We start from the raw sequence: 13905 nt of genomic DNA, 5'->3' as shown, positions 1-13905 counted from the left end.
TTCTCCAGTCTATTTAATGTCAATAATAATTTAATAATATCATATCGCTAATTAAATAATTAAGGCTTTAACAATGTAGTTTCAAATTGTTATTTTCTATGTTATTATAATAGTGGTAAGACGTAGGGATTGAAGAAGATCTTAATCGTATGCACTACTAAGAGTGTAAAGTACGGGCACCCCTATGCTGAAAGGAGGCTATGCCTCCTTTTTTAAAGTGGTGATTTTATGACTTATTATCTTAATTTTTATCTTGATGAAAGTGGAAATGCCATTTCTGATTTTTTTGTTGTAGGTGGATTTTATTTAAATGACTCTGATTATCAAAATATTCAAGTCTATGAATCTAAAATTAAATCTAATATTTTAAAAACTGAAAAATCAATTAGAAACTATAGAAATAATTTTGAAACTGATCTAAAACCTTATGAAATAAAAAAAGAAGTTAAATGAAATAATTTATCTTTAAATAATAAAAAGGCATTGTCATCAAAAATTAGATTTAATAATCAAACTAATATTTCTATGATTAGTAGTTTAAAAGATTGACAATCAAAATATAGCAAACAAATTAATCTTGAAGCTATTTATAATATGATGGTAAAAAACTTAATTGAAAGAACTATCAAATCTTTATCTGTAAAAAAAATAATAAAAAATAAAGATATTTTAAATATTAAAGTTTATATAGATCAAAGAAGAATTAGTATAAAAACCAAAAATAATAAACAGCAAAAATTTAAAGCTTTAGAAGGTTATTTAAAAACTTATTTTTATTGAAACTTGCACTTTAAAGATATTCAAATTAAAGTTATACAATTTGAATCAATCTCTCATCCATTAATTAGATATGCAGACTATTTTGTAGGAAGCATTGCTAGTATGTGTAATTTTTTAAATAATTCAGAAAAATCTTGATATCAAAATGCTGATTTAATTTTTGAACAAATGCACAAAAAAGTTCCTTGTACTTGCAGTCAAACTATTGTTAAGCAATCAAAAATAATTGAACAAATTATTAGTTTATGTCAAAAACATAATCATATAAGAAAATCAAAAAACTAATAGTGTTTTTTAACTTTGTTTAGAATAATTTTATCTTTAATGTTATATACAACAGGTGCTAAAAATCTTGTTTTATAACTAATTTTTCTATCAATAAAATATCTATTAGTTTTTTTATTTCTAATTGTAGTAATTGACTTATATAATTCATAATCATTACTAATTACATAACTAAAGTTTTTTTCTCTTATAATTATTTGTTCAATTTCTTTAATATCTTTAAAACTAGTTTGATTAGCTAAATCATCTAAATTATTAATAATTATAGTTTTAACTTCTAATAAACTATTTTTAATAACAAATAGTTTTTTATAATCTTTAATTAAACTATGATCATTTAAGTTAATTTTTCAAAAACTTTTATTTGACTCAACTAGTCTTTTAGCAACTTCACTAATTGTTTTATTGCTTCTATTAACTAATAATCTTTCTTTATCAATTAACTTAAAATATTTATAAATAATTCTTTTAATAATATTACTTTCTAATAAAAAAAGTTCTTTATTTAAAATCAATTCTTTATTAATAAGATTATGTTCTAAATAGTTATTAACTATTTTTTTTATTGTTTCTAATTTTTTATTATCAATATCAATTTGATTTTTAATATTTATAAAAATAGATTCATCAAGAATAGATCTAATTTTATTTCTTTGATATTTAATATCAGTATTAGTTGAATCAATAGCATAACTAATTTGGTTCATTTTTAAATAATCAAGAATTTCAGATTTTTTAATATCTAATAAAGGTCTATAAACTACAAGATCTTTATAGTGACTAACAGTTTTTAACCCATAATAATCAACTAAATTATTTCTTTGTAATTGTAATAAGTAAGTTTCAATTAAATCATTAAAGTTATGAGCAACTAATAAGTTATAAATGTGATACTTTTTAGCTATTTTATTAAAAAAATCATAGCGTTGAAATCTTGCTCAAGATTCAAAGTTTTCTTTTAACAAGCTATAGTCTTTATTAATATTTAAGATTTCTAACTTTAAATCAAATTTTTTACAAAGATTAGTTACTATTTTTTGATCATTGATTGAATCATATCTAAAGTTATAGTTAACATGACAAACTATTAAATTAGTAGAATCAATAATCTTAACAATATTACATAATAAAAAAACACTATCAGGACCTCCTGATATTGCTAATAAATATTTTTTATCTTTATCTACATTAAATAAATTCATAATATTAATCAATTTTTAAAGTTTTAATTATTTTTACAAAACGTTGTTTATCATTTTTTAAGATTCTATTAAATAGAACTTGAACTACATATAATAATGAAAAATTAGCAGAATGCTTGATCTTTTGTAATGGGTCATCATCACTAACAGCATATTTAACTCAATAATCACAAACACTAGAATACTTGTTTTGTTTATTCATTGAAATTAAGGCTATTTTTGACCCATTTTTTTTCAATTGTAAAATTGATTGAAATGTAGAGCTATTTTCTGCAAAATGTGAAATAACAATAAACAATCAATTAAAATCAGAAATCTTTGTAAAATAATCTAAATCAGTTTGTTGATTAATAATTACAGGTGGAATTCCAATTAAATTCATTTTTTCAGCAAGTTCAGCAACAGCATGTTTAACACTATTATCATAAGAAATTAAAGCAACAGTTTTAGTGTTATAAAGAGTTCTAACAATTTTATCAACTTCATCAATATCAATTAATGCATCAGTAACATTAATAGCCTCTCTAATTTCAGTAAATTTAGAAATTTTTTTGCCCTCTTCTTTTTCATCTTTATTTTGTTTTTCTTGTTCATTTAAATAAACTCTTATTAAAATTTGTAATTCACTAAACCCAGAAATATCTAAATATTTTTGACAAATTCTAGTAATTGTTGATGGAGAAACAAAACAAAGATCAGCAACTTTATAAATTGTTAAGTTAGTAATAAGTTCTAAATTATTTAAAATAATTTTGCTAATATTTCCAATTGTTGTGCCACGTTCTTTTGCTAATTGATCAAGCGTAAATATTACTTTTTTAGCATCCATATAGTTATTCTTTCTATTTGAATTATAATACTTAATAAACTTAAATAATTATTAATCATGAAAGTATTTTAATAACTCATCAGTATAAGTTTCATCATCATTATGTGTAATTAAAGTAGGTAATATCTCCATTCCTTCATTTCCTTGATATGTTCCATCAAGTAAAATCATTTTTGCATTATCTGTTTTTTTAGATTGAATTAATCTTAGTCTTTTTGGATAAATATTGTATTTATAAAATAAATTAATGATTTCACTTAATCTTTCACTTCTATGAACTATAGTAAAATTACCACCATTTTTTAAACATCTAGAGGCACTTTTAATAATATCTTCTAAAGTAATTAATAATTCATGTCTAGCATTAGCAACTTCTAAAGAAATTTCTTTTAATTTTGGGTTACCATTCATTTTAAAAAAAGGAGGATTACATACAACTAAATCAAATTCTTGATTATGTAATTTACTAAACTCTTTAATATCAGTATGCACAATTTCAATTTGTTCTTCTAGATTATTTAATTTAATATTTTGTTTTGCTATTTCAACTGCTTTATGTTGAATTTCAACTCCAATAATTTTTGCTCTTGTATATTTAGATAAAATTAAAGGAATAACAGCATTATTAGTTCCAAAATCACAAATCTTCTTTTTCTTACTATTTAAATTACAAAACCTAGCCACTAACACACTATCTAAAGTAAAATTAAACATCTTGTTATCTTGATATAATTTTCTATTTTTATATCCTAATAAATCATTTAAAACTTTCATTAAATTTGCTCTACAATTCTAATTAAATAATTATCTATAGCTATGTTTGTAAGTGGTAAAAATTTTAAATCATCTAGTATTTCTAAAGTACAACTAATCAAATTAGCAAATTGATAAATAATGGTTCTATTATATGCATCATCAATCATTTTAACTAATTCAATTTTATTCATAGCTTTCATTTCTTTATTAAATAACAAAATCTCATCTTTATTTTTAGATATTAATAATTCTTCAAATCTGTTAAGTTTGTTATCTAATTGAGTTTCATTATCTATATTAATTAACTGACAACGTGATCAAATAGTATTAATAATTTCACTATAATTATTAGTTAGTAAAATTCCATAAGTATTAACTGGTGGTTCTTCTAAAAATTTTAATAAAGAATTAGCAGCACTTAATTTAAGATTTTGAGCATTTTTAATTATAAAAAACTTAATGTTTTGTTTTCCTGTTGCTGATAGTGACATTTTATTAATTAGATTTAAAACTTCTTGATTTGTTATTACTACATTATTATTTCCAATTGTTAATATGTCAATATGTGTATTATTTTTAATTTGTTCTTTTAGTTTATTAAAATCAAGATTTTCTAAATTTTTACTAAAAGCATAATAAATAATTTGTTCAACTACATCTAAACTAATTTCTTCATTTTTACAATTTAAAATAATATTAGAAAATAAATTATTATTATCAATTAGTTTTTTTAATCTACTAATTACTTGTTCTTTTTTCATTTTCTTTAAGTTTTTCTAAAATTATTTTTATAGCTTGATTATAAACTTGATCAATATCTTTATTAGCATCAATTACTTTAATACGTTCAGGGTTATTTTTAATTAGTTCTAAATATCCTTGATAAACTTTTTGCTTAAAATTATTTTCTTCTTCATCTAGTCTATTTTTTGAACTTTCTCCTCTTAGTTGCATTCTTTTTTCAGCTTCACTAAAAGAAACATCAAAAAATAATGTTAAATCAGGTAAACAATTTTTTAAAACAATTTGTTGAACTTGATTAACTACATCAACACCAATATTTCTAGCACTTCCTTGATAAGCACTAGTTGAATCAATAAAGCGATCTGAAATAACAATAATATTTTTTTCTAAAGCTGGTTTTATTACTTTTTGTAAATGTTGATTTCTTGAAGCTATAAAAAGTAAAGCTTCAGTCCATACATCCATATTTTTATTTTTATTGTCTAAAATAATTTGTCTAATTTGCTCAGCAATAACTTCTCCACCAGGTTCTCTTGTAATTAAAACTTTGTAATTTAACCTTTCTAGTTCTTCTTTTACTTTTAGTAAAGCAGTAGTTTTTCCACTACCATCCATTCCTTCAAATGTAATAAACATTTTTATTCTCCATATTTTTTTCTATTAATAAATGCACTTTGTAAAGTAAATTCATCCATATAATCTAAACTAGCCCCCATTGGCATTCCCTTGGCTAATCTTGTGATTTTAACATTTTTAGTACTTAGTAGTTTATATAAATAATTAGCAGTTAGTTCGCCTTCAAAAGTAGAGTTTAAAGCTAAAATAATTTCAGTATTGTCATTAACTCTTTTAAAAATAGAACTAATATTTAACTTATCAAATGTAATGTTTTTATTTAGATTAATTTCACCATTTAAAATATGATAAACTCCTTTATACTTATTTGCAGTTTCTATGTTTTTTGCATCTAAAATTGTTGAAACTATACAAATTATATTTTGATTTCTATTATCTAAACTACATACTAAACATTTCTCATTTTCACTTAAATATCCACATATTTTACAAGTTGAAATTAGTTGGCTAACTTTATTTAGTTGATTAATAAATTCATTAAGTTTATCTTTATTTAATAACAAATTCACTAATAATCTTTCTGAAGTTTTTTTAGTTAATCCCTCATTAGTTCTAATTGATTCTACAATTTCATTAAATATACTTTCTGGCATTTTAATCACCTATCATAAAATCATCATTAAAAAGATCTTTTGCTTTATTAATTAAATCTTCATCAAGTTTATTGTTAATTGTTAAATATTTTTCTTTTAATTGCTTTTGATCAATTAAATTATATCCAGATAGTCTATTTTTACTTTTTAAATCCATAAAGATAGTTTTGATTTCATCTCATTTCAGTTTATCAATAGCAAAAATTATATAAGGTTTTTTAAATCATTTAAAAATTGCTTGTAAAACATGTTCATCTAACATTGAATCATTAATTAAATTAGACTGGGTTTTAGTTTGAGTTTTTACAATAATTACTTCATTAGTAAAAGAAATAATTTTACTATCTATTAACATAAACAATTCAGTAGCTTGACTAGGGTTAATTAAAGTATTATCTTGTTCTTTAAAAAGTTCTTCAAATAAATTTTCTAGAATTTTTTTATTGTCTTTATAATATTTTGTTTGAATAAAAATACTAATTAAATCATCATTTGAAAGCATTTTAACTTTACTATCTATAGAATTAGAAACACAAACATTAAATTTCGATTTTAATTCACTAAACGTTTTACAAAACTTACTAGTTAGTTCTAATTCTTGATTAATATTTACAAATTTAAAATCACTATCTTGTTCATCATAATTATTAATTAACTCATTAAAATTACTTTCTTGTTCAACTTCGTTATTAAAAATCTCTTCTTTTTTTACTGATTGGATTTCTTGTTGATTTATTGATTCATTTTTAATATTTGGTTTAATAAAAATTTCATCAACAGACTTATCTGTTTTTTTATTATTAACAACAAACTCTTCAACATAATTTTGTTTTATAGCAACTTGTTCTTCTAATGAATTAATAGATTCTTTTTTGTTTGTATTTTGATTAATTGTTTGTATATTTTCTTGTTTATTGTTTGAATTAATAGTTTTTAACAAACTTAATAATAAGTAGTTAAAGCTAATGTTTGCAGCTTTTGTTTTAAAGTAAGCTTCAGCTAAATTATCTGATAGTAAAAAAAGATGATTAACATCAATATTGACAAATTGTTTAACTTCATCTTCTTCTAATATGTTTAAAAACTCATTATTATTAGTTAATTTATACTCAATAATTTCTTTTAAAATTTCAATTAAACCTAAAGCAAAAACATCTCAATTCATTCCTTGATCATTTGCTTTTTGAAAATAAGAAATAATAGAATTAGTGTCATTATTTAATGATTGATGAATCACTTGCAATTGCTCTTGTTTTGTTGCAATTAAAAAAATTGCTTTTAAATTTTTTATAGTAATTAGATTATTTGTAGCTAACATTAGTTGTTCTAAAATATTAATTGCATCTCTTAAAGAACCTTCTGAAAGATAAAATATTTCATCTAAAACTTCTTTTTCAATCTGATAATTTTCTTGATTTACTATGTATTGCAAACGATTCTTTAAAGAGTTTTTTTTAATTTTTGTAAAATTAAAAATTTGACATCTAGACAAAATAGTTTGAGGGATTTTATTAAATTCAGTAGTTGCTAAAATAAAAATTGCATAAACTGGAGGTTCTTCTAAAGTTTTTAACAAAGCATTAAAAGCTTGTTTTGTTAACATATGAACTTCATCAATAATATAAACTTTATATTTACTATTTATTGGTAAAGTTGAAACTGAATTTTTAATTTCTCTAATTTCATCAACACCATTATTTGAAGCAGCATCGATTTCAATAATATCAATTAATTGATTTTCATTTGCTAATTTGCAATTATTACATTGTTCACAAGCTTTTGAACCAATTAAATTTAAACAATTAATAGTTTTTGCAAAAATTCTAGCAACACTTGTTTTTCCAGTTCCTCTTTGACCAGAAAACAATAAAGCATGGTTAATTCTATTATCTTTAATTTGCTTTTCTAAAATTTCTTTTATATTGTTATGTCCAGCAACGCTACTAAAATCTTTTGGTCTATAAGCCCTATATAAAGATTGTTTATTTGTATTCATTTTAGCCTCCAACTAATATAATTTTATCTTATATTAATACTTGATTAGATAAACAAATACTAGTAGGAATGATAAATATTTATCTTTTATTAATAAAAAAATTATTAAGTAATTTTATATATTCTGTTTGCTTTTTTTGGTTTTTTATTTGAATTAAATTAAGATTTTGATCATTTATACTGTAATTGTTTTTAATGCCAAATTTATAACTTTCAACTAGATAATAAATAGTATTTATTTTTACTTGTTTAATTGCTGAATAACACATCATACAAGGTTCTAAAGTAGTAATTAACTTATATTTAGATAAATTAAAATTATTAAGTTTATTAATTAAATTATTTATTACATTAATTTCAGCATGTTGAGAAATGTCTTTATTTTTATATCTACTATTAATAGCTAAACTTAAAATATTGTTATTACTATCAATAATACAACAACTAACTGGTATATCATTATGTTTTATTGTTTTTTTAGATTCATTGATTAGTAGATCTAATATATTATTAAAATCATCCATAATTTTCTCCAAATAAAAAACCGCAATACAGAACACTTTTCCTTATAGCTGCTACCTTCCGGTTCTAACTCGTTCAGACGTTATTCTTATCGCGGCTTTATAATTATATTATATTTTTGTCTATTATTCAATTAAGTAGTAGTTATAGCTTTTATTATTAATAAAAAATTAACTAAACTTATTTTTTTTATTTTTTATTGGTCTTGAAAATAAACTTATTATTATTGAAACTCAAACAATAGGATTAAAACTTAAAAGACCAAATATGTAAAATAATAATACCTTTTTTATAGTTTTACTTATCATTGACATATAAGTAATTACTAATAAGGCTAATGAATCAATTATCAAAAATATTAATATGTAAATAATATAATTGTAATAGTCACTTTTAGTTTCTTCTACTGTAAATTGGTTATAAATTCCCATTAATTTATTTCAAATTTCTTGTAATTTTTTATTATTCTTTTCAAATATAGGAAATTTTTTATCATATATTTGTTTTATTTTGTCAATATCTTTTAAAGGTTCTTTACTCTTGCCTGTAAAGTATTCAACTTCATTTTTAATAACTTCAACATTAGAAGTTATTTTTTTACCTTCCTCAGATATTTTTTTAGCTAATTCAGCAATTTTTTCTACAGAATCTTTAACAGAATTAACATCTCCTACAAACTCATTTGCAATAGTACCAAGAACATTTAAATCATCTGGAACATTTCTGCTGATTCTCCCAACTATTCCACTACCGTTTTTTTGTAATTTTTCAATTTCTTTAGTTACTTCATCTAAATGCTTAGTTACTTGATTACCATCTTTTATAACTTCATCTACTTTAGGTTTAACTTCTTTACTCTTTTCATCAAACTCTCTAGCTATACTAGTAATTTCTTTTACAATCCCTCTAACTTCATCTATTTTATTAATTAAACTATCTTTTGAGTTTTTATCTGTTTCTTTTTTAACTTCATCTACTACTTCAAGAGCTTCTTTATATATTTCTTTTAATTTAGGAATAGAAGGTTTTATCTTATCAACATTAGTAATTAAATCAACTTTATAATTATAATAAGTGTAACGTAACCCAAAAAATAAGCCACTAATAATAATTAATAAAAATAAAAAAATATGAGTAAAAATATTAGAAAAAACTAGAGAAAATCTCATTAAAAATTGAAATTTAACTTTATTTTCTTTTAACTTAAAATTATTTTGTTCTAGATCTTCTAAGGTTATTTCTTGAAAATCATTAATCATAAATTCAATCCTTTTGTTTCTAACTTAGTTTTGTCTATATTTGTCTATATTTTGATTATATAAATTTAAAAATTACTAGTATAGATCAGGTTAAATAATTTTATATATTCATCTATATCTAGTTGTTCTGGTCTCAAATTACTACTAATATTTGAGATTTTTAAATATTCTAATGCTTTATTTTTATTTTGAATAATATTATTTAAGTTATTTAAAATAGTCTTTCTTTTATTATTAAAAAGAATTCTAACAAATTCGATAAACTTTTTATCATCATTAATTTGCTTTTTATAAATATCATTAAAAGTTAAACTAATAATTGCTGAATCAACTTTAGGAATTGGATAAAACATTTTCCTATTAACTACAAACTCAAAGTTTCTTTGACTATAAAACTGACAAGCAATCGAAAGATTATTGTAGTTATTTTCATTTTTATTACTACAAATTCTTAAGGCAACTTCTTTTTGTAACATAAAAACAGCTTTTGTAAGTAAATCACTGATTTGTAAAGTTTTAAATAAAATTTCACTAGTTATATAATAAGGTGTATTTGAAATAATACTTATTTTTTCATAATCATACTTACTAATTAGTTGTTTTAAATCAATTTTTAAAACATCAGTTTGAATAATTTCTAAATTAGAATAATCAAATTTAGCTTTTAAAATTTCAACCATATCTTGATCAATTTCAATAACTACAACTTTATTAAATCTTTTAACTAATTCTTTAGTTAAAGCACCCTTTCCTGGACCAATTTCAATAATTAATTGGTTTTTGTTTTGATCTAAAACATCAACAATTCTATTAATTAAATTTAAATCAGAAATAAAGTTTTGTCCATAGTATTTTTTAGCTTTCATTATTCACCTATTATTTTTTTAATATCATCAACTGAGATATTCATTCAATTTAATCATTTAAACAAAGTCTTAGAACTAATATTATTATCAAAATTAAAATATTTACAAATAACTATTCTATTTGATTTTAAATAAAAATCATTATTTATATAATCAGTTCAACTTAAAGAAACATTATTTTTATCATAAATAATTAAATTATCTAAAGCTTTTCTAATAGCATCATCACCAGCTTCAGCAATTCCAACTTTTTTACTAGTTTTATTTATATCATCTTTTTTAATAAAAGCATTTAAAACTTTATTATCTAAATAATCTATAATAGTTTGTCTTATTTTTTTACCAGCTCCATCTGGATCAGTAAAAATAATCACACCCATTTTATTATTAAATTCTTTAATCATTTCTAAAGTTTTTTTATTTAAACTTAATCCTTTTGTTTGAATAGTTTTTAAATCATTTCCATAAATGCTTTTTAATTTGTCGGTATCAGTTTTACCTTCAACAATTATAATTTGTTTAATTTTACTCATAATATTTATTTTAAAAATAAAAATCCACTAAGTGGATTAATTTGATAAAAAGGTTGGAAGAATTACTTGTTTTAAATATTCATCATAAACATTATTAATCACAATTGGTTTAGTTGGATTAATTAGTTTTAGTTCAATTCTATCTTCATTTAAAGTTTTAATCGCATCAATTAAAAATCTTGTATTAAAACTAATTGATAAACTTTTATTTCCTTCAATTACAAAATTATCAAAATCTTCTTCATACTTACCAACTTCTGAAATAAAACTCTTAAATTCGATTTTATCTTCATTAACTTTAATATTTACAATTGCTGGTAAACCATCATCTGCTACTAAATCAAATCTTGATAAAACTTTTAAAATTGATTTTTGTTTTACTGTAATAATAGTTTCAAATTTTGTTGGAAAAGCAATTTGAACATTTGGGAATTTTCCATCAATTAAATTAGATTGAAAAATAACATTATCAATTATAAAAGTAATGTATCCTTCAACAATTATAATTTTTAAATTTTCAGCATTATCTAATAATTTAGGTAATTCTAAAGCAGTTTTAAAAGGAATTGTTATATCAATATCTTCATTATTATTACTTTGAATTTCTAAAATCTTTTGACTAATTCTAAATGAATCAGTTGTTGAAAAAATTGCTTGATTATTAGTTAGTTTTAAATTTAAACCTGTAAGAATTAATTTTTTATTATTTTCATTCATTGAAACAGAAACTTGATAAATAGTTTTTTTAACTTCTTTAGGATTTAAATTAAATTCAATTCCTTTTTCTCTAAATCCAATTAAAGGATAATCTTCTGAATTTAAAACTCCAACACTAAAATCTGAATTATCAGTTTTAATAATTAATTCATTTTCTTCAACCATTGAAAATACTACAAATTGATCATCTAATCTTCTTAGCATTTCTAAAACATATTTAGGTTTTAATAAAACTTTACCTTCTTGTTTAACTTCTAAATCTGAATTTTGATTATTTAAAATACTTTTAAAAGAAAGTATACCACTAGTAGCAATAACATTAATTTGATCATTTAAAACATTTAAATAAATACCTGATAAGCTTGGATTTACATTTTTATAATCAATTACTTTAGCAGCTTTTGATAAATTGTCTAATAAAATCATTCTATTTATTGAAAAATTCATAATTACTCCTTTTAGATGTTTTTTTATTTTAATTTAGAATAAATTAAAATAAGATGTATTTTGTATTTCTATTTCTTTATTATATTTCTAAAATATTATTCTTATTATGAGGTTAATTTGTGAATAACTTATAAAAACATAGATTTAAAATAGTTATTTTTATTATTTTGTTAAAATTTTATTCTTTAAAATATCAACAGTCTTTTTTAATTGTTTATCTTTTTTTAACATGGCTTCTATTTTTCTTTCAGCATTAATAACTGTTGTGTGATCTCTACCACCAAATTCTTCTCCAATTTGAGCTAAAGTGTGATTTAAAATCTCTTTTGTTAAATACATTGCTATATGTCTTGCTGTTACAATTAGCTTACTTCTAGCTTTTCCATCAATTGCATTAACTGAAATACCATATTTTTCACTAACAACTTCTTTAATTTTTTTAACATTTAAAATACCTAATTTTGAAGTAGGTATATCTCTAAATAGATCAGAAATTATTTCTATAGTAATAGTTTTTTCTTCTGGATTTTGTTGAGACCAAAAGTTTAGTCTTGAAACACTTCCCTTAATTTTTCTAACATCATCTGAATAATAATTAGAAATAAAATTAATTGCTTCACTAGTAACTTCTGATTTAATATTTTGATTTTTAATTTCTTTTTTAATAATAGCTATTGCTGTTTTATTATCTAGTTTTTGAATAGCAATACCTAATCCCATATTAAATCTAGTAATTAATCTATTATCAAAACCATTTAATAATTCAGGTGATTTATCACTTGAAAAAAATAGCTGTTTATCATTTTCTATAAAGTTATTAAAAATAGTAAAAAATATTTCATTAGTTTTTTCTTTGTAACTTAAAAATTGAACATCATCAATAATTAAAACATCATTTTGACATACTTCATTTTTAAATTGTTCAATTTCTTTATGAGTTTTTTGCAATATATCAACTGCTTTTCTAGCAAACTCATCACCACTCATATAACTAACTTTTAAATCAGAAAAATTAGATTCAATATAGTTTTTTGCAGCTTTTAATAAATGAGTTTTTCCCATTCCAGATTCACCATAAATAAATAGAGGATTATAAGAAACTCCAGGACTTTTACTCACTGTTTGAACTGCTATAAAAGCTTGTTCGTTACTTGAACCAATTACAAAATTTTCAAATGTATTTTCATTTATTTTTTTAACTTTTCTACTAATAATACTTGAATGATCTTTATTTATTAATTCAGTTTTTTCTAGTTGTTTTTTATATTCTTGTTCATATGTAAAACTAATATTTACTGGCTCTTTTAAAATTCTTTTTATCTCATTTTCAATAGTTGGACGAAATTGTTTTATAGCTAATAAGCCAAATTGTGATTTAACAACAACAACATAATCAGATAAATCTTTTTTATAAATATTAATTGTTTTTATATAGTCGTTATATATAGATTCATCAATATTTCTATTTGTTATTAAACTTAGTTTGAGTTCTTTTAAAATATCGTTTATGTTCATATTTATCTCCAAAGATATTATAAATTAAAGACTTGTTAAAAATGTGGAAAACGTGGACAAAATCCATATATTATAGTTATATTAACAAAATATAAAAAAGGAAATCTTAATTATTTGCACTAATCTATAACTTATCAACTTATCAACAATTAACTAATATTTTTGTGAGTAATTTTTAGTTTTATATACATTTAATAGAGAAGCTAAAAATTAAGTTTATAAGTGT

At 21.1% G+C, this 13905-nt stretch carries 14 protein-coding genes and 1 other RNA gene; 1 reads left to right on the top strand and 14 read right to left on the bottom strand.

Annotated features, from left to right (window positions below; all coding sequences use genetic code 4):
* Window positions 1–228: 228 nt before the first annotated feature.
* Entirely contained in the window at window positions 229–1065 is an 837-nt protein-coding gene (locus MSB_RS00075; protein ID WP_013447340.1) for a DUF3800 domain-containing protein, read from the top strand.
* Here the strand turns inward: MSB_RS00075 and tilS are convergent.
* From tilS to dnaA, 14 genes are all read right to left on the bottom strand, one after another.
* The gene (gene tilS, locus MSB_RS00070) at window positions 1062–2267 is read right to left on the bottom strand and encodes a tRNA lysidine(34) synthetase TilS (protein ID WP_013447339.1); all 1206 of its coding nucleotides are present in this window, start codon (window positions 2265–2267) and stop codon (window positions 1062–1064) included. The two genes, MSB_RS00075 and tilS, sit on opposite strands and share 4 nt — an antisense overlap.
* Window positions 2268–2271: 4 nt before the next feature.
* Window positions 2272–3096: a MurR/RpiR family transcriptional regulator gene (locus tag MSB_RS00065; RefSeq protein WP_013447338.1), complete on the bottom strand. Its 825-nt coding sequence runs from the start codon at window positions 3094–3096 to the stop codon at window positions 2272–2274.
* A 51-nt stretch (window positions 3097–3147) separates the two neighbouring features.
* Complete coding sequence (locus MSB_RS00060) at window positions 3148–3870, bottom strand: tRNA1(Val) (adenine(37)-N6)-methyltransferase (RefSeq protein ID WP_013447337.1); 723 nt, start codon at window positions 3868–3870, stop codon at window positions 3148–3150.
* Window positions 3870–4613: a DNA polymerase III subunit delta gene (locus MSB_RS00055; protein ID WP_013447336.1), complete on the bottom strand. Its 744-nt coding sequence runs from the start codon at window positions 4611–4613 to the stop codon at window positions 3870–3872. The genes MSB_RS00060 and MSB_RS00055 overlap by 1 nt, the downstream gene beginning before the upstream one ends.
* Entirely contained in the window at window positions 4591–5232 is a 642-nt protein-coding gene (tmk, locus tag MSB_RS00050; protein WP_013447335.1) for a dTMP kinase, read from the bottom strand. The genes MSB_RS00055 and tmk overlap by 23 nt, the downstream gene beginning before the upstream one ends.
* Window positions 5233–5234: 2 nt before the next feature.
* Window positions 5235–5825 (bottom strand): recombination mediator RecR, encoded by a 591-nt coding sequence (recR, locus tag MSB_RS00045; RefSeq protein WP_013447334.1) that lies wholly within the window; start codon window positions 5823–5825, stop codon window positions 5235–5237.
* A gap of 1 nt (window position 5826) precedes the next feature.
* Entirely contained in the window at window positions 5827–7821 is a 1995-nt protein-coding gene (gene dnaX, locus MSB_RS00040; RefSeq protein WP_013447333.1) for a DNA polymerase III subunit gamma/tau, read from the bottom strand.
* A 79-nt stretch (window positions 7822–7900) separates the two neighbouring features.
* The gene (locus MSB_RS00035; RefSeq protein WP_013447332.1) at window positions 7901–8344 is read right to left on the bottom strand and encodes a nucleoside deaminase; all 444 of its coding nucleotides are present in this window, start codon (window positions 8342–8344) and stop codon (window positions 7901–7903) included.
* A 7-nt stretch (window positions 8345–8351) separates the two neighbouring features.
* An RNA gene (gene ffs / locus MSB_RS04555) (signal recognition particle sRNA small type) lies at window positions 8352–8447 on the bottom strand.
* Between the two features lie 65 nt (window positions 8448–8512).
* A complete protein-coding gene (locus tag MSB_RS00030) occupies window positions 8513–9601 on the bottom strand; it encodes a methyl-accepting chemotaxis protein (RefSeq protein ID WP_013447331.1) in 1089 nt (362 codons plus the stop codon).
* 65 nt (window positions 9602–9666) lie between these two features.
* Entirely contained in the window at window positions 9667–10467 is an 801-nt protein-coding gene (gene rsmA, locus MSB_RS00025) for a 16S rRNA (adenine(1518)-N(6)/adenine(1519)-N(6))-dimethyltransferase RsmA (RefSeq protein WP_013447330.1), read from the bottom strand.
* Entirely contained in the window at window positions 10467–11000 is a 534-nt protein-coding gene (gene rnmV / locus MSB_RS00020) for a ribonuclease M5 (protein WP_013447329.1), read from the bottom strand. The genes rsmA and rnmV overlap by 1 nt, the downstream gene beginning before the upstream one ends.
* Before the next feature lie 36 nt (window positions 11001–11036).
* The gene (locus tag MSB_RS00015; protein ID WP_013447328.1) at window positions 11037–12164 is read right to left on the bottom strand and encodes a DNA polymerase III subunit beta; all 1128 of its coding nucleotides are present in this window, start codon (window positions 12162–12164) and stop codon (window positions 11037–11039) included.
* A 162-nt stretch (window positions 12165–12326) separates the two neighbouring features.
* Window positions 12327–13679 (bottom strand): chromosomal replication initiator protein DnaA, encoded by a 1353-nt coding sequence (dnaA, locus tag MSB_RS00010; RefSeq protein ID WP_013447327.1) that lies wholly within the window; start codon window positions 13677–13679, stop codon window positions 12327–12329.
* Window positions 13680–13905: the final 226 nt, after the last annotated feature.

Source organism: Mycoplasma leachii PG50, assembly GCF_000183365.1.
Classification (GTDB): domain Bacteria; phylum Bacillota_I; class Bacilli_A; order Mycoplasmatales; family Mycoplasmataceae; genus Mycoplasma; species Mycoplasma leachii.
This window is presented reverse-complemented; position numbering and strand designations above follow the sequence as displayed.